The organism is Sphingomonas fucosidasi, from assembly GCF_036663855.1.
Classification (GTDB): Bacteria; Pseudomonadota; Alphaproteobacteria; order Sphingomonadales; family Sphingomonadaceae; genus Sphingomonas; species Sphingomonas faeni_B.
Genome location: NZ_JAXOJR010000004.1, coordinates 82,748 through 105,689 on the forward strand (window position 1 = coordinate 82,748; position 22,942 = coordinate 105,689).

At 65.3% G+C, this 22,942-nt stretch carries 16 protein-coding genes and 1 riboswitch; of the genes, 7 read left to right on the plus strand and 9 right to left on the minus strand.

All coding sequences use genetic code 11. The features are described 5' to 3' along the window. Window positions 1-36 precede the first annotated feature (36 nt). On the plus strand, window positions 37-744 hold the full coding sequence (locus U1737_RS08725) for a hypothetical protein (RefSeq protein ID WP_332796460.1): 708 nt from the start codon (window positions 37-39) through the stop codon (window positions 742-744). A gap of 16 nt (window positions 745-760) precedes the next feature. Here the strand turns inward: U1737_RS08725 and crtI are convergent, their stop codons facing one another. Then, window positions 761-2,425 carry a phytoene desaturase family protein gene (crtI, locus tag U1737_RS08730; protein WP_332796461.1) on the minus strand — a complete coding sequence of 555 codons (1,665 nt, stop codon included), beginning with the start codon at window positions 2,423-2,425 and terminating at the stop codon, window positions 761-763. Window positions 2,426-2,994: 569 nt separating this feature from the next. Between crtI and U1737_RS08735 the strand changes: the two genes are divergently transcribed. Further along, window positions 2,995-3,549, plus strand: coding sequence for a fasciclin domain-containing protein (locus U1737_RS08735; RefSeq protein ID WP_248520556.1), 555 nt, complete (start codon window positions 2,995-2,997; stop codon window positions 3,547-3,549). A gap of 156 nt (window positions 3,550-3,705) precedes the next feature. Here the strand turns inward: U1737_RS08735 and U1737_RS08740 are convergent, their stop codons facing one another. Then, on the minus strand, window positions 3,706-4,605 hold the full coding sequence (locus U1737_RS08740) for a LysR family transcriptional regulator (RefSeq protein ID WP_332796462.1): 900 nt from the start codon (window positions 4,603-4,605) through the stop codon (window positions 3,706-3,708). A gap of 98 nt (window positions 4,606-4,703) precedes the next feature. On the opposite strand from U1737_RS08740, the gene U1737_RS08745 reads away from it, so the two are divergent. Further along, on the plus strand, window positions 4,704-5,849 hold the full coding sequence (locus U1737_RS08745) for an aldo/keto reductase (RefSeq protein WP_332796463.1): 1,146 nt from the start codon (window positions 4,704-4,706) through the stop codon (window positions 5,847-5,849). Between the two features lie 87 nt (window positions 5,850-5,936). Here the strand turns inward: U1737_RS08745 and U1737_RS08750 are convergent, their stop codons facing one another. The 5 genes from U1737_RS08750 to U1737_RS08770 form a co-directional block, all read right to left on the minus strand. Continuing rightward, complete coding sequence (locus tag U1737_RS08750) at window positions 5,937-7,442, minus strand: tryptophan halogenase family protein (RefSeq protein ID WP_332796464.1); 1,506 nt, start codon at window positions 7,440-7,442, stop codon at window positions 5,937-5,939. Between the two features lie 9 nt (window positions 7,443-7,451). Continuing rightward, window positions 7,452-8,483 carry a cupin-like domain-containing protein gene (locus U1737_RS08755; protein ID WP_248520560.1) on the minus strand — a complete coding sequence of 344 codons (1,032 nt, stop codon included), beginning with the start codon at window positions 8,481-8,483 and terminating at the stop codon, window positions 7,452-7,454. A gap of 5 nt (window positions 8,484-8,488) precedes the next feature. Then, a complete protein-coding gene (locus tag U1737_RS08760; RefSeq protein ID WP_332796465.1) occupies window positions 8,489-9,244 on the minus strand; it encodes a SapC family protein in 756 nt (251 codons plus the stop codon). 131 nt (window positions 9,245-9,375) lie between these two features. Further along, entirely contained in the window at window positions 9,376-12,531 is a 3,156-nt protein-coding gene (locus U1737_RS08765; protein ID WP_332796673.1) for a TonB-dependent receptor, read from the minus strand. 587 nt (window positions 12,532-13,118) lie between these two features. Beyond that, window positions 13,119-13,913 (minus strand): ThuA domain-containing protein, encoded by a 795-nt coding sequence (locus tag U1737_RS08770; RefSeq protein ID WP_332796466.1) that lies wholly within the window; start codon window positions 13,911-13,913, stop codon window positions 13,119-13,121. 228 nt (window positions 13,914-14,141) lie between these two features. Between U1737_RS08770 and U1737_RS08775 the strand changes: the two genes are divergently transcribed. Continuing rightward, window positions 14,142-15,065 (plus strand): 3-keto-disaccharide hydrolase, encoded by a 924-nt coding sequence (locus U1737_RS08775; protein ID WP_332796467.1) that lies wholly within the window; start codon window positions 14,142-14,144, stop codon window positions 15,063-15,065. A gap of 139 nt (window positions 15,066-15,204) precedes the next feature. On the opposite strand, the gene U1737_RS08780 is transcribed toward U1737_RS08775, so the two are convergent. After that, on the minus strand, window positions 15,205-16,992 hold the full coding sequence (locus U1737_RS08780) for a M14 family metallopeptidase (protein ID WP_443027104.1): 1,788 nt from the start codon (window positions 16,990-16,992) through the stop codon (window positions 15,205-15,207). Between the two features lie 12 nt (window positions 16,993-17,004). Beyond that, window positions 17,005-19,164 carry a TonB-dependent siderophore receptor gene (locus U1737_RS08785; protein ID WP_332796674.1) on the minus strand — a complete coding sequence of 720 codons (2,160 nt, stop codon included), beginning with the start codon at window positions 19,162-19,164 and terminating at the stop codon, window positions 17,005-17,007. Between the two features lie 172 nt (window positions 19,165-19,336). Between U1737_RS08785 and U1737_RS08790 the strand changes: the two genes are divergently transcribed. From U1737_RS08790 to U1737_RS08800, 3 genes are read left to right on the plus strand one after another with little or no spacing between them, the layout of a single operon-like run. Continuing rightward, complete coding sequence (locus tag U1737_RS08790; RefSeq protein ID WP_332796469.1) at window positions 19,337-20,065, plus strand: ABC transporter ATP-binding protein; 729 nt, start codon at window positions 19,337-19,339, stop codon at window positions 20,063-20,065. After that, complete coding sequence (locus U1737_RS08795; RefSeq protein ID WP_332796470.1) at window positions 20,062-21,498, plus strand: ABC transporter permease; 1,437 nt, start codon at window positions 20,062-20,064, stop codon at window positions 21,496-21,498. The genes U1737_RS08790 and U1737_RS08795 overlap by 4 nt, the downstream gene beginning before the upstream one ends. Continuing rightward, window positions 21,498-22,760, plus strand: coding sequence for a DUF3526 domain-containing protein (locus U1737_RS08800; protein WP_332796675.1), 1,263 nt, complete (start codon window positions 21,498-21,500; stop codon window positions 22,758-22,760). The genes U1737_RS08795 and U1737_RS08800 overlap by 1 nt, the downstream gene beginning before the upstream one ends. An 85-nt stretch (window positions 22,761-22,845) precedes the next feature. After that, window positions 22,846-22,922: riboswitch (Fluoride riboswitch) on the plus strand. Window positions 22,923-22,942 lie beyond the last annotated feature (20 nt).

A 22,942-nucleotide genomic window follows, 5' to 3' on the forward strand; every position in this document is an offset into this window, starting at 1 on the left:
TCTACCCTTGACCTGACGACCCCGGAGAACCCGCCGTTGCGTACCATCGATTTCAGTTCCTGGCAGAGACTGCTCGCCACCATGTTCGGGTTGGCCCTCGTCACGCTGATCGGCGTTGGTATCCGCCTGTTGACCATGGTCACGATCCAGCAACGCCGCGAGCGCACCAACCGCCAGATCAACGAACGCCTGCGGACGCTGATCGCCGCCTACAAGACACTGGGCGGATCGTTCACGGGGACGCTCACGGTCGACCCGGCGCATCGCCGCGACCTGCACCAGCGCAGTGGGGTCGCGGCGGGGGAGGACGCGGAGGCGCTTGATCTCGGCGCGGCTGGCACCGGATCCGACCGTACGCGCCGGATCCGCGATGCCGTCGAGGCCGCGCTGTCCGACATCATTCTCCTCGGCACCGAGGAGCAGGTCCGGCTTGCCGCACAGGCCGCGCACGAACTCGTGGCCGGACGCCCCGTGCCGACGCACGCGCTGGTCGTGTCGATGCGCGATTTCATCCGCGAAGCGCTGGATCTCGATCCCATCCCCCGCGACCTGGCGTTGCCCGCACAAGGTCCGACGCGACCCTCGGGCTCGAGCGGCCGAGGGAAAGGCGAGCAAGGCAAGGCGGAGCCGGCGAGGGGAGGCGGCGGTAGCGGCGGGGGCGGCGGAATGGGAACGGGCGGCGGCTCCGCTACGAACCCGACGGACGAACAGCAGTCCAGCGATCCGTCAGACGCCCGTAAATGAAGCCAGCCGCGGCTGTTCAGACTTCTTCCAGTCCCATCGCCAGTGGTCGATCGTCGACGCGCGCGCGCGGTACGCCGCCGACGATCTGCGGATCGATCGCGAAATCGCGCGCGATCTCTCGGGCGGTCATCTTGGCGGACATCATCACCGATGGCGTGCCGCCGCCGGGCTGCGTGCCCTGGCCGACCAGATAAAGGTTCGCGACATCCTCGCTGCGGTTGTGCGGGCGGAAGAACGCGGTCTGCGTCATCCGTGGCTCGACCCCGAAGCCGTTGCCGAGATGCGATCCCAGCACCTCTTCGAAATAATCCGGCGTCACGAAGCTGCGATGGACGATCCGCTCGCGCAGGCCGGGGATGTACCCGCGCTCGTCGAGGAATTTCAGCACGGTGTCGGCAAAGCCTTCGCCGACCGCATCCCAGTCGATGTCGCTTTGGTTGTTGGGGACCGGGATCAGCGTGTAGGCGGCGTGGTGCCCGGCCGGCGCGAGGCTGGGGTCGGTGATCGTCGGGATGTGGAGATATTGCGAGAAATCGTCGGCGAGGATCTTGCGCTCGAAGATATCGGTCAGGAGCTCCTCGTAGCGCGGGCCGAGGATGATGTTGTGGTGGCGCAGATCGGGGTCGCCGTCCTGCATCCGATAGCCGAAATAGATCACCATCAGTGACATGCTCTGCTTGCGGAACTTGACCAGCGTATCGCGATTGATCCGCCGATGCGCCTTGTCGACGAGCTTCAGGTAGGTCGTCGCATAGTCGGCGTTCGAGACGACCAGATCGGCCGCCAGCGTTTCGCCGTTCGCCAGCGTCATGCCGGTCGCGACGCGCTTGCGACCGCGCTTTTCGACGTCGATCCGGTCGACCTTGGCATTCAGCCGCACCGTTCCGCCGAGTTCCTCGAACTTGCGGACCATCGCCTTGACCAACGCACCGGTACCGCCGACCGCAAAATGCACGCCCCAGGTCTTTTCGACGAAATGGATCATCGCATAGATTGCGGGCACCTTCAGCGGATTGCCGCCGATCAGGAGCGGCTCGAAGCTGAACACCTGCCGCATCTTGTCGCTCTTGAAATATTTCGAGATCAGCGAGAACAGCGGCTGGATCGCGCCGAGCTTCAACAGGTCGGGAAGGACGCCGACCATCGAGCCGAGCGAGCCGAAATAGGTATAGCCGAGCTCGAGGAAGCCGCGTTCGAAGATCGCCCGTGCGGCCTCGTGGAAGCGTTCGTAGCCGTCGAGGTCCTCAGGGGCCAACCGCGCGATCTGCGCCCGTACGTTGACCGGGTCGGCGTCGTAATCGAAGAAGGTGCCGTCGTCGAAATAGATCCGGTAGAATGGCAGGATCGGCACGATGTCGACATAGCGCTGCGTGTTGGGACCACCGCTTGCGCCCGAGACGATGCGACTCCCTTCGGCGAGCACCGATGGCGGAAAGTCCGGTTCGTTGAGCATCGCCGCGTCGCGTTCCAGCGAGAACAGCTCCTCGATGAAATGCGGGACGGTGAGCACGGTCGGCCCCATGTCGAAGACGAAGCCGTCGACGCGGCGGACATAGGCGCGGCCGCCGACATCACCGAGCTGCTCGACGACCTGCGTATCGAAGCCGAGGCTCTGCAGGCGGATCGCGCAGGCGATGCCGCCGATCCCCGATCCGATTACGATAGCGCGCTGGCGGGTCATGACGGTCGTCTTTCTTGGGATTCGGGAGAAGGTCTGTATCGTTGCGCTAGTGGTCGCCCGATCCGGCGCGATAGCCGCAGATGGGGCACCACGGCGGTATCGAGTGACTGTAACGTCTGAGCGGCGCCGGCGGGGGCATGACCGTCGAGACGATTGCAGCGAACCGGATCAAGGCCACCGACCGCCGCAGTCCGCGACGCAAGGCGCGCACATTCGGCACTGCTGCTTGTGAAACCCCGGTAATCCACTGCGTGCCGCTAAGCCCCTATCGATCGGGTCACGATACGGACTTTGGACCATGTCGTTGGGCACTGCAGTCGCTCGACCAGCGCAAGTCTTCGCTCGCCGGTCGGATCGAGGTCCGCCGTCGCACCCTCGATCGATCGAACCGGTCCTTTAGTCCGTATTGCCTGCGGAACCCCCAGTAGCGAGATCACTGACAGGCTGGCGGTGGGTGATCTCGCGCCCTGTAAGAAGGCGCTGTGACTGCGCTCCAGGCTGTCGTTTCGAGGTCCCGACCGCGTGTCGGTGGCGGGCAAACGGGAATGTAGGATGCTAGGAGAATCACGATGACATCACGGATTGCACGCACATTGGGCGTTTGCCTCGCGCTCTCGGCAGCGGTGCCGGTTATTGCGGTTGCCGCTAACCCGAAGGTTGGCGGTGCCGCCATGTACGCCAACAAGACGATCGTTCAGAACGCCTCCGCTGCCAGCAACCTGAGCACGCTGGTCGCCGCGGTGAAGGCGGCAGATCTGGTCGAGACCCTGTCCGGTCCCGGCCCGTTCACGGTGTTCGCGCCCACGAACGCGGCCTTTTCCAAGTTGCCGGCCGGGACGGTGGCGACGCTGTTGAAGCCGGAGAACAAGGCGCAGCTCGCAAGCATTCTCACCTATCACGTCGTGTCGGGTACCATCACGGCGAAGGCAGCGCTTGCGGCAATCAAGGCCGGGGGCGGCAAGGCGTCGCTCACCACCGTCCAGGGTGAGGCGCTGACCGCGCGTGTGACGAACGGCAAGATCGTGCTGACCGACGCCAAGGGTGGAACGTCGACCGTAACGACGGCAGACGTGATGCAGTCTAACGGCGTGGTCCATGTGGTCGACACCGTATTGATGCCGTGAACTGATGCCGTGAACTGATGCCGTGAACTGATGCCCTGAACTGATGCCGTGAAGCGTTGCGTGGCGTCGGCTTGTCCGGCGCCACGGATCGTCGACCAGGTCACGGGCGGTAGATGCTGGCGCCGTCATGCCGATCGGGGTTTATCGATCGGCCCCCTACAATGTCTCGGGTGCCCACCGCAGGGTGTCGATCAGGACGCGCAGCGCAGGTGTGACCTGCCGGTTCGGATAATAAAGGTAACAGCCGGGAAAGCGCGGACACCAGGCGTCGAGCACCTGGATCAGCCGACCGTCGACGATTTCGGCGGCCACGTCGTGTTCCAGCATATAGCCGAGGCCTGCACCGGCGCGGACCGCCGCGGCCGTCAGCACCTCGTCGTTCACGATAAGCTGCCCGCGCGGCCGGACCCTGATGTCGCGGCCATCGCGCTCGAACTCCCACGGCAATAGCCCGCCACCGCCCAGCAGTCGGTAGTTGATGCAAGTGTGGCTCTCCAGGTCGGCCGGAACGGCAGGCAGGGGGCGTGTCGAGAAATACTCGGGCGTGCCGACCACCAGCGTACGCAGTTGCGGGCCGACTGGCACCGCGACCATGTCGAGGTCGACCGTTTCGCCAAGCCGGATGCCGGCATCGAATCCCCCCGCCACGATATCGACCAGCCGGTCCTCGACGATGACTTCGACCGAAATTTCGGGATGCGCGCGCAGGAAGCCCGGCAAAGTCGGCGCCAAAACCGTCCGCGCCGCAGATCCGAAGGTGGTGAGCCGGATCGCGCCCGATGGCACGCCGCGCCAGTCGGCGAGTGCCGACAGGCCACGCGCCAACTCGGCCAGCGCCGGATCGAGCGACCGCAACAGGCGATCGCCAGCCGCGGTCGGGGCGACGCTCCGCGTCGTGCGCGCGAGCAGGCGCACGCCCAGCCGCTGTTCCAGGCTGCGCATCGCGTGGCTGAGCGCAGAGGGCGACATCCCGAGTTCGGCCGCGGCACGGGTAAAGCTGCGCGCGCGTGCCACCGCTGCGAAGGCCGCCAGGTCGTCGAGATCGCCCCGCTTCATTGCTGCATAATCTTCATGAGCCCTTGCTGGGAATGGGGGATAATACGCCCGGTCGACACGGTCTATCCTGGCAGCACATTCTCCCGGGAGCTACAGCAATGACTCTTTCCACCTATCGCACGTTAGGCCGCTCCGGCCTTGCGGTCAGCACGCTCGCGCTCGGTACGATGACGTTCGGCGCCGGACGCTGGGGCACCGATGAGGCGAGGTCGCGGGCGGTCTTCGACGCCTATGTCGAGGCCGGCGGCAATTTCGTCGATACGGCGGATATCTATTCGGGTGGGCAAAGCGAAGAGATGCTGGGCCGGTTCATCGCCGAGCACGGCAATCGCGAACGGATGGTCATCGCAACCAAGTCGGGCTTCCCGCGCGTCGCGGGTACGCCGCTTGCCGGCGGTAATTCCGCACGCAATATCCGCGACGGAATCGAGGGGTCGCTGCGTCGGTTGGGGACCGACTTCATCGATATGTACTGGACGCATGTCTGGGATCGAACGACTCCCGCCGAGGAAGTGCTGCGTGCGCTGACCGATGCCGTGCGGCGTGGGGACATCCTGTATTACGGCTTTTCCAACGCCCCCTCCTGGTACGCCGCACAGATCGCAACGCTTGCCCGCGCGCACGGCCTGCCGGAGCCAGTCGGGTTGCAATATGCCTATTCGCTGATCGACCGCGGGGTGGAACTCGACGTGATTCCGGCCGGACAGGCGCTCGGGCTGGGACTGGTGGCATGGAGTCCCTTGGGAGCAGGCATGCTCACCGGCAAATACGGCCGCGAGAAGCTGGCTGATGCGGGGCCTGCAGGCAGTCTGCCTGATCGCGCGGGCGACGAAGCGGGGGACAGTGCAGGGGCGGGCGCAGGGGCAGGGGCAGGGGGCGCCAGCGACGGCAGGTTGAATGGCGACAATCCGTTTGGCGGCATGCTGTTCACGGCCGCGAATTTCGCCGTCGTCGATGTCTTACGGTCGGTTGCCGCCGAGATCGGTCGGCCGATGGCGCAGGTCGCGCTGGCCTGGGTTGCCGGGCGCGTGGGCGTATCGTCGGTGCTCGTCGGCGCGAGCCGGCCCGAGCAACTGCGGGAGAACATCGCCGCGCTTGAAATCCGGTTCAGCGCCGATCAGCAGGCGCGGCTCGACGCCATCGGCGCGCCGCCGATGTTGAACCCCTATTTCATCTTCGACTTGCCGCGCTCACAGATATTCGGCGGTCAGGACGTAACAATGTGGGCGCCAAAACCCCGGTAAGGCCGACCGTCGATTGCGGGACGTGGCGACCACGTCCTGCTTCCGCCAGCTCGGCTCGCAGCGATCGTTCCCCGCGTTCGGATCCGTCTATCGGATTCCGGATACGGCGCTGGTCGGTCTCGCAAGGTGGCGATCCAGAAACTGCTGGTGGGTCGGCATTCCTGCGACTGCGTCCGCGATGCTGCTGCGGATGTTGGCCAGCACGCTGGCGAGCTTCGGCGCTCCCATGATGCTGCCCAGGCGGTGGTGATCGCGTGGGACGAGGCGCTGGCCGAGCATCACCTGCACCCAGCTGGCGACCCGGAACAGGTCCTCGCCGCCTTGATACGCCTGCGCGCCCTCGGCGAAAAGCGCGATGCGCTCGACCAGCGTGTCGGGGATGGGCATGTCTCGGCGCGCCGCCCAGAACGGCTCGGGACGTTCGTTGAGGTGGTAATGGAGGATGATGAAGTCGCGCACGCGTTCAAGCTCGGCCTGCGCCTGATCGTTGAACCGCGTCACCATCGAGGGTGCGATGCCGCCGAACGGGAAGCTCTGCATCAACCGCATCACACCGGTCATGACCAGGTGAATGCTCGTGGATTCGAGCGGCTCGACGAACCCGCCGGATAGGCTGAGCGCGACGCAGTTCCCCATCCATACCTGGCGCCGACGGCCGGTGCGGAAGCGGATCAGCCGCGGCTCGGTCAGTGGCGCGCCACCGATCGCGCCGAGCAGCCTGGCATGCGCTTCGTCGTCCGACAGGTGCTCGCTTGCATAGACCAGGCCATTGCCAACGCGGTGTTGCAACGGGATGCGCCAGCGCCAGCCCGCGTCGTGCGCGATCGCGCGCGTGTACGGATGCGCCGGCCCCGTCGCGGCGCTTTGCACGGCCAGCGCGCTGTTGGTCGGGAGCCAATGCGACCAGTCCTCGTAACCGGCGGCATAAGTGCCTTCGATCAGCAGCCCGCGAAAGCCGGTGCAGTCGATGAACAGGTCGCCTTCGACGCGCTCGCCCGAGTCGAGCACTAGGGCGCGGATGAAACCGGTTTCGCCATCGCGATCGATGCTCGCGATCCGGCCCTCGATCCGCTTCAGCCCGTTTGCCTCGCTGCGCGCGCGCAGGAAGCGGGCGTAAAGCCCGGCATCGAGGTGATAGGCGTAATTGATCTCGCCTTCGGAGGGGAGCGCGAACCGTTCCGCCTTGGCCGCCTGAAGCTCGAGGCAATAGTCGCCGATTTCGCTCGGATCGCCGGCGGCTTTGGCGGCAAGCCAGAAATGGTGGAAGTCGCCCATCCAGGTCGATTTGCCGATGTCGCCGAACGAATGGATGTAGCGATCGCCGTCGCGTGCCCAGTTCTCGAACGAAATGCCGAGCTTGAACGTGGCTTGCGTCGCGCGCATGAACTCGCGCTCGTCCAGGCCCAGGATCGTGTGGAAGGCGCGCATCGTCGGGATCGTCGCTTCGCCGACGCCGATGGTGCCGATTTCCTCGGACTCGACGAGCGTGATGTCGAGCAGCTGGCCCAATTGCCGCGACAGGGCGGCGGCGGCGAGCCAGCCCGCGGTGCCACCGCCGGCAATGACGACTTTCTTGACGCGCTGCTCGACCATGATCGGCTCCTATCGGTTGATGCGCTGGAGGATTTTAGCGCGCAATCGACGCGCCGACATCGGATCCAGGGGCGCGAGTTCGCCGCGCGCATGTTCGGGAAGATGCGCCGCGGCCTGGTCTGCGGGGCCAAAGACATAATGGTCGAACATCGCGCGCCACGCCTGTTTCTCGTGGTCGGGCCGGTCACGCAGCGACAGCAGACCGTGGAGCAACGTGTTCATCGGCGTATCCATGAACCGCGGCACCGCGTTCCACCAATAGTTGATCATGACGTTGAACGCATCCAGCGCCTCGACATTATGCCACCACAAAGCCGGGTAGAGCAGCACGTCGCCAGGCTCGAGTTCGGCGATCTCGGCGTGCGCCAGCGCCTCGGCAAAGCGCGGGTACCGGTCGAGATCGGGGGCGCCGAGGTTGACCATGCTCACCACTTGCCCGCCCGGCGTCGGCTCGAGCGGTCCGGGGTAGAGATTGGCGACCTGCTCGGGCGGGAACAGCGTAAACCGCCGTCGACCCACGAGGCAGCACGCCAGATTGTTCGACATGTCGTAATGCGTCGAGGCGATGGTACGATTGCCGATCCAGATGCTGACCAACGGCGGGTTCTCGACGAGCTGCGCGTCGCCGAATGGCAACGCCGCCTGCGCGCGAAGGCCAGGCAGATACAGATCGATGTCGGTCGAGCCGATATAGATGGCGGGCGCATCCGGATCGTCGAGGCTGGCGCGTAGCTGATCGAGATAGCCCGAAAGCGAACCACTCTCCCGTTTGAAGTTCAGCGCCGTGCAATCGTCCGAATAGCCGAACCGGCCGCCGATCGCCGGATCGCCCAGATACGCCGTGACCGGACGACCACCGTCGAACTGCTTGAGCCACGCGATCGCCGGCGCCGCCCCTTCCAGCCCGGCGGCGACCAGCGGCAGGTCGCGAGCGATCCCGCGCAGGATGACCGGGCGGCCGTCGGCGATCAGATCCGCCACCGGCACGCTGTCGGCGGTCGCCCCCTCGATTACCCGCGTGCGGCGCGTGATGTCCGGCACCGCGTTCAACCGACCTGGCTCAGCAGCGCTTGCTTGCGCACGATCAACTGCTGGATATTGCCGAGCGACGCGGCGGCGAGGATGGCGAGGCGCAGTACACCCGATCGATGCAGGCGTTCGAGCGGCTCGCCGGTCAGTGCAGCCAGCTGCTCGATATCGACGACCAGCACGTCGGGTATCGTATAGCGGCGCTCCTCGCTGACATCGACGGTCAGCGTTACGGTTGTGAGGAGACCGGCCTCGTCGAGCGCGGCATGGGCCGCCGGCGCGGTTTCGATCCCTTCGTATAGAAGGCGCAAAACGCCGGTGATATGATCGAGATACGGCGTGTTGCCGCCATGTTCGAGGAACAGCGGCAAACCGGCAGCATCGCCGACCCGCGGGTCGTCGAAATCGGCATGGAGCATCGGTTCGCCCACGTCGTTACCGGCGCCGTCACTGGCGCCGTCACTGGCGTCCTTACCGGCAGCCCGGACCATCCCGATCGAGAACGGCCCGCGCTGGTGACTGGCCGGCACATAGCGGCTCGTCCAATAGTCGCCGGATAGAAACAGATTCTCGTCGCGGTCCAGACCCAGCAGGGCATAAGCCTGTAACCCCTCATTGCGACGGCGGAATATGAGGGCGAATTCGCGCTGCACCTCCTCGAATTCGGCGGGCATTACCAGCGCCTGATTCGCGGCATCGCCGAAGGCGGCCCCCGCACGCGGGCTGATGCGCAACGCGGCGTGGTCGATATTGTTGATCTGTACGGGGTTCATCCGCTCCGGTCCTGTTGTTGGATCAGGTCTATCAGCGCGATGGCGACCGACAATAGGAAAAGGCCGCTGCACGACGTTGCGGCGGCCATTCTCCGGTGTCGGGAGTGGACCTGGATCCACTCCCGCATTCGTCAAAAGCGGTAGCGCGCACCGAGATAGAAGCGTGGCTTGAGTTCCTGCACATAGACCAGATTGGTCTCGGTGCGGGCATATTGCCGGAACGGTTCGCTCGTTAGATTGACCGCTTCGAGCGACAATGAGACATTCTGCGTCACGTCGTAGCTCACGCTCGCGTCCAGGGTGCCGAACGCCGCCGTGAAGAGCGGGTTGCGGTTGGCGCCCTGGTTGGTGGCGGCGAGGTATTTATCGCGCCAGTTATACGATACGCGAGCCGAAATGCCGTTCTTGTCGTAGATGCCCGTCAGGTTTGCACTGTCGCCAAGGCCGGTCAGCGCGAAGATGTTGACGTTGGGATCGGCATAGGGATCGACATTCACGTCGCCGCTCACCTTGGTGTACGAGACGGCGAAACCGAACCCGGACTGGCCAAAGAAGTTGGTCCAGGCCATTTCGAAACCGTGAATATTGGCTTCGCGGTTGTTGATCGGTTCGCTGATCGCAAAATTGACGAGTGGATCGTTGGCGTCGCCGACAAGATTAACGTCCAGCGCGAGCTGGTTGTAGAACGCACCATTGAGTTTACCCGTGGCCGGGTCGAGCGCGCCTTGGAAGGCCGTCGTCGCCGCTGCCTGATTGCCGTTATTGCGCTGCAGCAGCGCGGTGTAGGCGAACAGATTCTCGTCGGTCTGCGCGATCCCGTTGGTACGGAGATAGTCCAGCGCAGTACCCGACCGCGATCCTGCCGCGCCCGACCCCGGATCCCGCAGCCCGAACAGGGTGCCGCTCGTCACCTGGTTGCCGACGAAGTTGCGCACGTTCTTGTTGAAGAAGCCGACCGAAACGAAGCTGGTGGGCTTGTAGTACCACTCGACCGACACGTCGAAATTGTCCGAAACCAGCGGCAACAGCCCGGGGTTCTGACGCGACGCGGGCGCTGCTCCCGCGCCGAGCGCGGTCGGGCGGTTCGGTGCGTTTGCGGATACCGAGGCGAACAAATTGCCGTAGTCGGCACGCGCGAGCGTCCGGCTGAACGACGTACGCGCAACCACGTTGTCGAGCACTTCGATATTGAAGTCGAGCGATGGCAGCAGGTTGTCGTACTTCGCCTTGACGTTCACTGCGCCACCGGTCGCTCCGCCGAGGACCGCGAAGTCGTTATCCGATTGCCATTCCAATGCCGACGGGATCGACTGGAGCGCAATCGAATTGACCCGGGTCTGCTCGTAGCGGACGCCGATCAGCGCGTTCGCACGGCGGCCGCCGATATCGGCGGCCCATTTCATCTGACCGTATACCGCCCAGGTCTTCTCGCCGACCGTATCGTCCGACGAACCCTGCAGCACGCGTCCGCGCCCGGGGACATCCGCATAATAGGGCGAGAAGACGTTCAACAGGTCGACCGCATCGCCACGGAACGCGACCAGCGCCGAGCCGGTCGACCCCGGATCGAACTTGTCGAACTTGCAGGTCAGGCAATAGGTGCTGACCAGATCGCCCGCGAGCTGGTCGACCAGACCGGTGTCGGTGATGCCCCAGTCACCCAGCAGCTGCTGCGTGTTGGAACTGGCCGAGCGGGTCTTCGCATCGACATAATTGCCGCCGAACACGAAACGGCTCTCGTTACCAAGATCCCAGCCCAACTCCGCGTTGAACTGATTGACCCTCGACTCCTGCTGCGAGAAGATCTCGCGCGCGATCTGCGTGCCGAGATCGCCGACGTCGAGCAGGTTGTTGCAATTGCCGCCGCGGCCGCCGTTCGTGGCGTTGCAGTCGTTCAGTGTTTCGGACTGCTTCGGGAAGCCGTTGGTAAAGTCGACCATATGGGTCGCGCGGACCGGGGCGCCGATCGAGATCGTCGTCGCCGACGTGCCGTTCGCATTGTCGGGATCGGTGGTCGATTTCGAATGGTTGGCGTCGAGCTTCAGCGACAACGCGTCGGTGAAGTTCCATTTCATGTTGCCACCGAACGAGTACAGCTCGGTCTTCGTCGCGAACCGCTGCTGCTCGTATCCCTTGTCCGCCTGTTTCGCTTCGGCCAGGATGACTGCGGTCTGCATCTGCGTGTTGTCATCGAACGTGACGTCGGTGAATGGCCGCTGGAACCAGTTGGTCTGCTCGCTGCGCTCGTCGCTCAGCTTGTTCCGGGCATACAGGCCGTCGATCGTGATCTCGAGACGGTCGGTCGGCTTGAACTGGATGTTCGCCTGGCCGTTCAGTCGCTCGCGGCGGTTTTCCGAGAACTGGTACCGGCTGTCGTTGGGGATCTGCACATAGGCCGTGGTCGGCGAATTCGTGATCCGTGTCGCCGCATCGGTGTAAACGCCGTTGCGCGCCAGGAAATCGGCCACCGGAACGATGTTCCAATAGTTCGGATTGGACTGGACCGATGCCGATTCACGCAGCTGATAGCTGCCGAAGACGTTGACGCCGAAGGTTTCGCTCGGGTTCTTCCAGTTGATCAGACCCGAAAGCTCGGGAGTGACCTTTTTAAGATTGGCCTCGGCCTTCTCCACCGAGCTGTCATAAAGTGCCTTGGCGCCGATCGAACCGGACAGGCCGTCCTCGCGCGCGTCGAGCGGGCGGCGGGTGACGACGTTGATGGCAGCGCCGATGCCGCCCGACGGGATGTTGGCCCGGCCGGTCTTGTAGACCTCCAGCGTGGCGACGCCTTCGGATGCCAGGTTCTGAAAGTCGAAAGAACGACCGGTGCCGACCGCGAAGGCGTTGCCGGTGCTGGTATCGATGCTCGTCGATGCCAGCTGGCGCCCGTTCAGCGTCACGAGGTTGAAGCCGCCGCTGAAGCCGCGGACCGCGACCTGAGAGCCTTCGCCATTGGCACGCGTGATCGACACGCCGGTGATCCGCTGAAGCGATTCCGCCAGGTTGGTGTCGGGGAACTTGCCGATATCCTCGGCCGAGATGGCGTCGACGACGCCTGCGGAATTACGCTTGATGTCGATCGCGCGATTGAGACTGGCGCGGATGCCGGTGACGACGATGTCCTCGGTGGTTCCGGCCGTACCGTCACTAACGGCGTCGGTCGCGGGCGCCGCGTCGGGCACCGTCTGCTGCGGAGCGGGCTGCTGCGGGCTGGTCGTTTGGACAGTCCCGGTCGGGGCAGTGCCCGTCTGCGCGGCGGCGGCGCCCGAAGTTGCCAAGCCTGCCACTACAGCGATAGTCGATGCCGAATGCGCAAGTGCGCGCGGAAATCTTATCATACATCCTCCCCGATTCCCGGCCGCCCTAATCAGACCGGAGTGCACACGGTCGTTGCCGTGTATGATAGGGCTACCATTTGGCGTGCGGGTGTCAACAGTGGAAACGCGGGGGCCGTATTTGATCGTCCCGCATTCGTATGCAGTAGGCTGAAAAATCAGAAAAACGCGTTGTATATCAGTGATATAGGTATTATCCGGTCGTAGATCTTATACAATCCTTCGGCCTGGACGTTACACGGTCTGCGCGAATCCTTACGATGTGTGACATTATAAGCGCTATCGTAAGCCAAGAGCGGTTGATCGAGGTAAAGAGCGCTATCAAACTCGCCAGGATCGAACGCGAAAAACGGCAAAGCACCTGTAATCTCTCGACATCTACAGCATCGCCGCATCCGGCGCCGGACTGGATTCTCGGCAAGGTACCGCTACGCGGCCGTTGCGGACATTGCACTCGGACTGGCACCCCGATGTATTTTGGACTGCTGCCTTATAGGCGGCTCGAGACCGTTATCCCCCGCCATCGTCCATTTGCCGTTCTACCGACTGCCGGCCCAGCGGATCGCATTGACGAGAATGCGCCGATAGTTCGGATCGTCATAGGCCTCCGGCGCATGGCCCAGCGCGGCATAGACGACCCGGCCTTTCGTTGCGGGATTGGTCCAGATGACGGGGTGGTCCCCCATCGCCAGTTTCGCACCGGGACGATAGCTGCCCTCGTCGATCCGCGCGAGCACGGTCATCCCGCGCGCAGCCGGATTGGCGTCGAACGAATACCATTCATCGACCGGCGACCAAGGCAGCGTCACGCCGGCCATGACCGGATGGCCCGGTCGATCGACGATGACCCGTGCTGGTTGGAACTGATCGCCCCCGCCCGGATGGCCGATGAACTTCGTGCCAATCACCGTGTCGCCATACCAGGCGTCGGTGTGACTATCGTCGCCCGCGGCATGCAAGGCCACCACGCCGCCGCCCCGCGCCACGAAGCGGGCGAATGCAGCGCGTTGGTCTCGCGTCAGGAAATCGCCGCTGGCACTGTTCAGCACGACGACGGAAAAATGCCGCAAATATTCGTCGTTGAAGACCGCCGCATTCTCGGTGGCGAAGCTCGCACAGCCCAGGCCCTTCGCGATATCGGCGAGCACGATGTTCGAGTGCGGAATATGCTCGATGTGTCGCCAGCCATTGGTCTTCGACACGATCAGGACCGCGTCGTGCAACCCCTTGGGAAGCACGGGGGCGACGGTGTCGTAAGTGGCCTTCGGCAGATGCGGATTGGGCGCCGCCTGCGCCATCGTCAATAGTGCGACCAGCGCTAACATCTTGTGCATCGTGCAATCTCCCGCCCGACCATTAGCCCAAATGGCGGGACGGCGCGAGCAAGCACCTGCGGTAGTGCCAGCCGGAGTGAAATCGCTGCGTGCGATCGCTGCGAGCGCGATAATCACCAGAGCGTGCATAGACGGACGTTCAACTGGTATCGATAACACGCTAGGCTATGGCTAATCGCTGGTCGAGCGATGGTTGAGAGGCGAATGTCTATGTGGTTTGATCGAGCAATGGTGGCGCTTCTGGTGCTGTCCGCCCCCGCGACCGCGCAGACGTCCAAGGACCGGGCCCGCGCCATTGCCGGCGCTCCGGCGACCACGTCGCAGCGCCTCACGCTGACGGACATACCGGTGCCGACCGGCAAGCCGACCGCGCTGTTCGACGGGCACAGCCTGAAGGACTGGGCGCCCTGGCTGGGCTATGCCGACCCTTCGATCACGTACAAGTCCAACCCGAGCACGACGCCGATCGGTACCACCCGGGACACCAGCGGCGATTTCGCCGTGCGCTCCGTGGACGGTGCGCCGGCGATCTGGGTGAACGGCAAGACCTGGGGCAGTCTGGTCAACCAGGCCGATCTGCGCGACTATCATTTGCGGTTGCAGTTCAAATGGGGCGCCAAGACCTGGGCGCCGCGCGTCACGCTGCCTCGCAACAACGGGCTGCTGTATCATACCCACGGTGCGGCTGGCGAAGTCTTCGGCACGTGGCGTCCGTCGGTCGAGTTCGAGATCATGACCGGATCGACCGGCATGATCGTCGCGGTGGGCGGCAAGCTGCGCGGGCGCACCAGCGTGACCTTCGATCCGTCGCTGATCGAACCTCATCTTCGCTTCCGCGCCGGGGGGCGCGAGATTGACATCGTCAACGGCACGCCGACCTGGAACGTCGAGGCCGCGACCGACGCCGAGCGCCCGATCGGCGAATGGAACACGCTCGACCTGTATGTCGTCGGCGACCGCGCGGTGCATGTCGTCAACGGCGTACCGGTTGCCGAAGTCCACGACGTGGCGACGATCGCCCCCGACGGCACCCGGCGCCCGCTGACGCACGGCCATATCCAGCTTCAATCCGAAGGCGCCGAGACCTGGTTCCGCGCGATCACGGTCGAACCGATCAAGACGCTCCCGAAGATCGTCGTGGCGGCGCAATAGACGTCCCGTTTGGAAAGGCGCGCAGGGAAGGGGGCCAACCGACGCCCTGGGCGCGATCTTTCCTGTCGCTACGGGTGAAACGCTGCGGTTGGCCGCCGTTGCGGGGCAGGAGGGGCGCTGTCGCTACCAGGTCGAAAACCTATCGTTCGCGCAGGATCGGGTACATCAGATGCATGGTTTTGCGGTCGGGCAGGCGTGCCATGAGCCAGTCGAGCCGTGCGTCCGGGTCTTTTGCGAACGCAGGGTCATCCCCGAGTTTCGCCGCGAATGCCCTACGGACCGTGCCGTCTTCCGCGAGCAGCGCTTCGGCGAGGCGCGCGCGGACGAAGTCTTCCGCGCCCGGCGGGGAGGCAAGCATCTCCGGGAAAAAGCCCCAGGCGAGCAGGGAGTCCGGGGCCTCCGGCTCCAGCAGCGCGGCAGCGAGCAGGCCGAGCGGCTGGTCGGACGGGACGCGGACCGCACCGGCGGGGAGCGTCTCGGTCACGGGGACGTGCTCGAACGATGCCTTGAGCGGCAGCCGTCCGTCCTGCGCGCGCTGCACCACCGCATCGCGCAGATGGACGCGGTCGAGCGTCAGCGTCCGCGGGGTCGTGATCGGATCGAGCCGTATGCCGTGCAGGCGCAGGCGGTCGAGCACCTCGGTCTGCTCCGCCGGCACCCACCAGGCGGTCGGCAGAGTCACCGTCTCGACCGGGTCCTGTCCGATGATCGGCATGCGGAATGTGATCGGCTTGCCCGTCCAGCGCTGTTCCATCCGTCCGCTCGCCGAGGAACGATAGGTGTCGAAGCCGATCCCCTTGAACCGCTCGATCCAGCCGATCGGCGTCGCCGCCGGCTTCCAGCGCGCGAGCATCGTTGCGGGCCGGCTCGCACGGTCGGTCGCTTTCGCCGCGGCGATCCGGTCCCTGTCGGTCGCGGCCAGTTTCAACGCCGCTTCGAGCAGGACATAGGTACCGAGCACGCGCTGCCGATAGGGTTTGAGCATGTGGTTCTCGACCAGCACGGTCGGCACGCCGATGAAATCGCCATAGCCGGTCGAATAGCGCGGGCCCTCGGGCGCCTGGCGGATTCCCTTGGCGGGGTCGCGCGTGTCGACCGGGCTCGGGTAGAGCGTCGGGACATGCCCGGCGCGCTCGAGTGCCGTCGTCACCGTCGGTCCAAACCGCGCCGTCAGCCAGTCGGCGGTGGCGCGGTGATAGGCGTAGCGCCCCCAGCCGGCATAGGTGAAGGTGATGTCGTACTGCATGTCGAAGCCGTCGCTGACATGGCAATCGACATAGAGGATCGGATCGAGCCGCCGCAGCAACGCGATCATCGCGCGCGATTCCGGGGCGTCGGCCTTGGCATAGTCGCGGTTCAGGTTGATGCCGCGCGCGGTGGCGACATAGCCCTTTTCCAGCGGTCCGCGCAGCGCGGGGAAGTTCCAGCGGCTCATCGCCTCGTGCCCGTCAATATTGTAGATCGGCACGAACACCAGATTGACCGAATCAAGCAGCGTGTCCTTTCCCCTGAGCGCGATGTCGCGCAGCAGCATCAGGCCCGCATCCTTGCCGTCGATCTCGCCCGAATGGATGCCCGCCTGGATCAGGACGACGGGTTTCCCCGCGCCACCCTTGCTGGCGCGGACCATGAGCATGTCGCGCCCCTGCGCGGTGCGGCCGAACGTCTCGATCCGGATCAGCGGCGACGCAGCGGCGAGCCGTTCGAGCCAAGCACGTGTCTCGGCATAACGTGGTGTCGTCGCGAAGTTCGCGCGTTCGGCGGGAGTGATCCACGGATCGTTCGCCGCGACGATCAGGCGCTCGCTCGCGCCCGACCAAGGCTGCACCGGCGGCAGGATCGCGGCCGGCAGCCTCGGTAGCCGTGTGGGCGTTTGCGCCGAGGACGCTGCGGACAGGGCGATGATGGCGAGGGAGATAAGACGCATGGGGATCATTACTCAGAAGCTGGCGCGCAGGCCGATTGTAGCTGTGCGTGGGGTACCCGGCTGCACCCAGACGGGCGAATAGCTGTTGGCGTACCAATGGTCGTCGAACAGGTTGGCGATCGAGCCGAACAGCTGCACCCCGTCGATCAGGTCGGCCTGGCCGAACACGCGGAACAGCGTGTGCGAGGGCAGCGTGAAGTCGGTCCCGGTCTCGCCGTTGCGCGCGCCGACATGCTGGACGCCGGCCCCGAACAGCATCTCGCGCGACCCCGTCTTGAAGCGCTTGGCCACCTGCAGGTTGAGATTGTGCTTGGGGATGTTGATCAGCGGATCGCCCGGCTCGATCTGGAACGAGAAGTTCGGGTCGAGCACGCGCGACCGCGCCTCGGCATCGGTATAGGCATAGCTCAGCAGCAGCTCGATTCCGCCGGGCAGACGGCCATTGAGATCGGCCTCGATCCCGCGGCTGCGCGCCTTGCCGATCGCGATCGAGAAACCGGGATTGGCGGTATCGGTGGCCAGCACGTTCGATTTCTCGAGCTGATAGGCCGCCAGCGTGCCGGTCAGCCGGCCACCCAGCGCGGTCAGCTTCAGCCCGGCCTCGATCGACTTGCTGGTTTCGGGTTCGAACACGTTGCCGTTCGCGTCCGCGCCGATATTGGCGCGGTAGCCCTCGCCATACGCCGCATACAGCGACAGCGGGGTGCTGAGTTCATAGACGATTCCGGCCTGCGGGCTGAATCGGCTGCGCTTGCGCCGGCCCAGCATGTTGGTCAGGCGGTTGTCGACGCGGAGCAGGAAGTCGTCGTAGCGGCCGCCGACACGGACCTGCAACCGATCGGTCAGGCTGATCTGGTCCTGCACATAGGCGCCCATCGTTCGCTGCACGTCGAGCCGGTTGGTAATCGGCGCGGTCGCGGGCACCGGATAGCGGCCATAGACCGGGTTCTGCAGATCGAGCACATAGCCCGCCTGATCGGTCGTCGTCGCGCTCACCACCGGCCCGCGATAGCGCGTGAACAGCTGGTCGGTATCGAAATAGTCGAAATCCCCGCCCATCAGGACACGGTGGCGCAGCGACCCGGTGGCGAACTCGCCCGCCAGTTCGGCGCGCAGCACGCTGTGCTCGGAGGTGTACTGGCGGGTGCGCCGCTGCCGCGACAGCGATCGACCGTCGATATAGAGCTTCTGGCGCGATCGCAGCGTTTCCGCGTCCGACGATGCGCCCGTCAGCCGCGTGTCGCGGTGACTGGCGCCTACCGACAGCGACCACCTGTCGCTGAAGTCGTGCTGGAGACGTAACTGGTGGCCGGTGGCGCGCGCAACGGTGTCGCCGTCGCTCGGTTCGCCCAGGAACCGCGAGCGCGGCACCGTGTCGAAATCGTTGTTCAGCACAACGATACCACGGTCGAACGGCACCTCGACCCGCGTCCATTCGAAATCATAAGTGACACGCGTTGCATCGCCCAGCTTCAGACCGATCGACGGGAGGAAGCCCCAGCGCTTCTGCGCCACCGTGTCGCGGAACGTGTCGCCGCTTTCGGCATAGCCGATCAGCCGCGCCGACAGCGTGTCGGTCAGCGCCAGGTTGGCATCGCCCTCGGCACGGACGGTGTCGAAGCTGCGATATTGCAGCGATGCGGTGCCGAACGTCCGGCCGAGTTCCGCCTGTTTCGTGACTAGGTTGATCGAGCCGCCGGGTTCGCCGCGGCCCAGCACCGCTGCGGCCGGCCCCTTCAGCACTTCGACGCGCTCGATCCCCGCGACGTCGCGCTGCCCGCTGAACCCGCGTCCGGCGTTGAACCCGTTGACCAGATAGCCGCTCGGCAGATTCTCGTCGCCGGCAAAGCCGCGCACCGCAAAACTGTCCCACAGCCCGCCGAGCGTGTTCTGCCGCACCACCGAGGCGTTCAGGTCGAGCGCGTCGGTCAACCGCGTGATGGCATTCTCGGCGATCACCGTGTCGTCGATCGTCGCGATCGCCTGCGGGATCTCGCGTAGCGTGAAGTTGCCGCGATACGGTTGCCGCACGCCGGTCACCGTGATTTCCTCACGTTCGCTTTCGGTTCGGCCCCGTTCGGACCGGCTTTCCTCGTCCGACTGCGCAACGGCAGGGGCGTAAGACAAGGCAATGGCAAGCGGAATGGCACCGGCCATCGAGGCCGCACGCATGGACAGACGCAAGACAATATCCCCTTCGGCAATTCGGATCGGGAGCGCTGCGACGCTCCGAACTGGCCTGCCTATGAAGGTTATGATGTAACATCGTCAATGATATCTTGTTACACGGCCGCGGACCGGGCATTGAGTGTCGATGTTCATTGCCGAGGATTTGATACGCCCGATGACCGAACTGATCCTGATCGACGATCTGACGTTCGCGTACGATACGCATGACGTCCTCAACGGACTGTCGCTGCGCGTACCGGCGGGCAGCATTACCGCGTTGCTGGGCGGCAATGGCGCCGGCAAGTCGACGACGCTGTCGACATTGCTCGGATTCACGCGGGCACGATCGGGGACGGTCGAGGTTTGCGGGATGAATCCGGCGACCGATCCCGATGCGGTGCGACGGCGGATTGCGTATCTGCCGGAGAATGTCGCGCTCTACGAGCATCTGACGGCGGTTGAGAACGCCGATTATCTGCTCGCGCTTTCCGGGGAGCGCCAGGGGCATGATGCCATCGCCGCGGCGCTTGCTGCGGCCGGTTTGCAGGATCAGGCGTGGCACCAGCGGCTCGGCGGCTTCTCCAAGGGGATGCGGCAGAAGGTCGCGATCGCGGTGGCGCTGCTGCGGCGCGTGCCGGTGCTGCTGCTCGACGAGCCGACATCGGGGCTCGATCCGCGCGCGACCGCCGACTTCTCCCAGCTGCTCTTGCAGGTCCGGGAACGGGGCACCGCCATATTGATGGTGACGCACGACCTTCTCTCCGCTGCCGACATTGCCGACCGCATCGCCTTTCTGGAAGCGGGACGCGTCGCACACGAAGTGCGGGCGGACGGCCCCGAGCGGTTCGACGTTCGCGCGCTGCACGCCCGTTTCCAGCTCGGCGGCGATCGGTTGGCGGTATGAGCGCGGTCGGACTGATCGCGCGCGACGAAATCCGCCTGATGACGCGCAACCGCGTCGCCATCATCGCCTTCGTCCTGGTCGTGCTGCTGACATTGGTCGCGGTCGCCAGTTCCTGGGCGCACCAGCGCGGGATCGCCGAGCTGCGCGCGCGTCAGGCCGAGGCGGCAGAGACGGCGTTCAAGGCGCAGCCCGACCGACACCCCCACCGTGTCGTCCATTACGGCACGTTCATCTTCCGCCCGCTGGGGCCGCTGGCCGCGTTCGATCCCGGCGTCGATGCATTCACGGGCAACAGCATGTTCCTGGAGGGACATCGCCAGAACAGCGCCAATTTCGGCGATGTACGGCAAAGCTCGCTGCTGGTGCGCTTTGGCCAGCTGACCCCCGCCTTCGTGTTGCAGGTGGTTGCGCCGCTGCTGCTGATCTTCTTCGGCTATGGCGCGCTGGCGCGGGAGACCGAACGCGGCACGGTGCGCGCGCTGATGCTGCAAGGTGCCGCCCGCGGGCAGATCGTTCGCGGCAAGCTGCTCGCGTTGGGGGCGGCAGCGCTGCTCGCCGGGCTGCCGGCGATGATCGGCCTGGTCGCGATCGCCGGCCAGCCCGGCGCGTTGGTCTGGCCGATGCTGGTGCTCGCGCTAGGCTATATCGGCTATCTGGCGCTGTGGACCGTGCTGATCCTGCTCGTATCGGCGTCGGTCCGCCGCAGCCGCGATGCGCTCCTCGCGCTGGTCGCGGTGTGGGCGGTCGCGGTGGTGCTGTTGCCCCGCGTCGCACCCGATCTCGCCAGCGCCGCGGTTCCCCTGACCAACCGGCTGCAGACCGAAGTCGCGGTCGCGCGCGACCTGCGGACGATGGGGGACAGCCACAATCCCGACGATCCCCATTTCGCGCAGTTCAAGCGGGCGCTCCTCACGCGCTACGGCGTCGCGAAGGTCGAGGATCTGCCGATCAACTACAAGGGTGCGGTCGGCATCGAGGGCGAGCGGCTGACCTCGGCGGTCTATGGCCGCTATGCGACCGCGAACCACGCCGCGCAGACGCGACAAAATGCTCTGGTCGACGCTATGGGATTGCTGAGCCCGGCCATCGCAGTGCGGTCCTTGTCGATGGCCGCCGCGGGCACCGACCTTGCCGGGCACCAGCGGTTCCTGGAACAGGCGGAGGCCTATCGCTACGCGCTCGTCCAACGGCTGAACCGGATGCAGATGGAGGACGTCAGCTATGCCGACGACGGCGCGACCGATGCCGGCGCGGACCGTCGCAAGCGCGTTTCCGCACGCAATTGGCAGGCCATGCCGGACTTCAGGTTCATCGCGCCCGACGGTCGCACACTCGCCGCCGCCGCACTGCCCGGGCTAGCCATCGTGTTCGCCTGGCTGGCGGGCGCGCTGGTCCTGCTGATGGTCGCGTCGCGTCGATTGGGAGCACGATGATGGGCCTGTTCCGCTATGAAGTCCGGCTGTTGCTGCGCCAGCGCCTCACGGTCGGCGCGCTGGCCCTGCTCGCGCTGCTGACGGTGGCCGCGCTTGCTATGGGGATGGCCGAAGTCGCTCGCCAGCGCGCCGCGATCGCCGCCATCCCAGCGGCCCAGGCCGAGGATATCGGGGCGGTCGCCGACTATGTCGACCACACCAAGGACGCAGGCAGTGCCGCCTACTACAGCTTCCACCCGACCTGGGATGCGCCTGCACCGCTCGCCTTCGCCGCGCTCGGCATGCGCGATGTGGCACCGTACATCCTGCGGGTTCGCGCGCTGGGGCTCGAGGCGCAGATCTACGACGGCGACACCTTCAATCCCGAACTCGCACTGCCCGGCCGGTTCGATTTCGCCTTCGTGCTGGTATTCCTCGCGCCGCTGTTCGTGATCGCGCTGTTTCACGATCTGCGGTCGGCCGAGCGCGAAGCGGGGCGGCAGCGGATGCTCGATGCGTTGCCGAATGGGGGGCGTGCGCTGTGGCGCCGCCGGACGCTGCTTCGCTTCTTGCTGACGTGGAGCGCGCTCGGCATACCGTTCGGTATTGCCGCGGCATTCGCGGGGGTCGGCGTCGCATCGATCCTGATCGTCCTTGCCGTGGTCGCCGCCTATCTGCTGTTCTGGATCGCACTCGCCGCGCTGATCGGCCGGCTGCGCTGGAGTTCGGTCGCCAACGCGGCGGCGCTGGCGGCGGCATGGCTCGTGCTGGTGCTGATCGTCCCGACCTTGTGCAACGTGGCGATCAACGCCGTGATCCCCGTCAACCAGGGCGCGGAGATCGCGATGGCGCAGCGTGAAGCGGTCAACGGCGCGTGGGACGTGCCCCGCGAAGCCACCATGCGGCGCTTCTACGCCCGCCATCCCGAATGGGCGGATTCGGCGCCGCTCGGTCCCGAATTCCACTATAAATGGTATCTGGCCTTCCACGAGAATGGTGACGAAAGCGTCGCCCCCGCGGTCCGCGCCTATCGCCAGGGCCTGGAAGCGCGCGATGCTGCGGGCCGAGCGCTCGGCTGGGTGCTGCCTTCGGTGGGCGTGCAGGCGCTGCTGACCCGGATCGCGCATACCGACCTGACGGCGCAACTCGCCTATCAGGACCGTATCCGCGCGTTCCACCATCGTCTCCGCACCTTCTACTATGGCTATCTCTTCCGCGACCGACCGTTCGGCAGAATCGATTTCGACCGCGCGCCGCGTTTCGACGATCGAGATCGCGGCTGACGGCACGCGCGCGGTCCTACGCGATGAAATCGGGGCGGGAGCAAGCGTTGCGACAGAGTTGACGACCGCGTTCAGCCATTCCATAGGGCGCGGCGGCGATGGATTTCCGCCGGGCAATGTGGCCGAACCGCTCTGACAAGAGCTGATGATTCCTACTTGGCGCCCTGGGGCAGCAAGGAGGA

Coding starts and splice junctions, on each gene's coding strand:
- crtI (WP_332796461.1), bottom strand. CDS start 2,425: ATGACCCGCCAGCGCGCTATCGTAATCGGATCGGGGATCGGCGGCATC.
- U1737_RS08735 (WP_248520556.1), top strand. CDS start 2,995: ATGACATCACGGATTGCACGCACATTGGGCGTTTGCCTCGCGCTCTCG.
- U1737_RS08740 (WP_332796462.1), bottom strand. CDS start 4,605: ATGAAGCGGGGCGATCTCGACGACCTGGCGGCCTTCGCAGCGGTGGCA.
- U1737_RS08745 (WP_332796463.1), top strand. CDS start 4,704: ATGACTCTTTCCACCTATCGCACGTTAGGCCGCTCCGGCCTTGCGGTC.
- U1737_RS08750 (WP_332796464.1), bottom strand. CDS start 7,442: ATGGTCGAGCAGCGCGTCAAGAAAGTCGTCATTGCCGGCGGTGGCACC.
- U1737_RS08760 (WP_332796465.1), bottom strand. CDS start 9,244: ATGAACCCCGTACAGATCAACAATATCGACCACGCCGCGTTGCGCATC.
- U1737_RS08770 (WP_332796466.1), bottom strand. CDS start 13,913: ATGCACAAGATGTTAGCGCTGGTCGCACTATTGACGATGGCGCAGGCG.
- U1737_RS08775 (WP_332796467.1), top strand. CDS start 14,142: ATGGTGGCGCTTCTGGTGCTGTCCGCCCCCGCGACCGCGCAGACGTCC.
- U1737_RS08780 (WP_443027104.1), bottom strand. CDS start 16,992: ATGCGTCTTATCTCCCTCGCCATCATCGCCCTGTCCGCAGCGTCCTCG.
- U1737_RS08785 (WP_332796674.1), bottom strand. CDS start 19,164: ATGCGTGCGGCCTCGATGGCCGGTGCCATTCCGCTTGCCATTGCCTTG.
- U1737_RS08790 (WP_332796469.1), top strand. CDS start 19,337: ATGACCGAACTGATCCTGATCGACGATCTGACGTTCGCGTACGATACG.
- U1737_RS08795 (WP_332796470.1), top strand. CDS start 20,062: ATGAGCGCGGTCGGACTGATCGCGCGCGACGAAATCCGCCTGATGACG.
- U1737_RS08800 (WP_332796675.1), top strand. CDS start 21,498: ATGGGCCTGTTCCGCTATGAAGTCCGGCTGTTGCTGCGCCAGCGCCTC.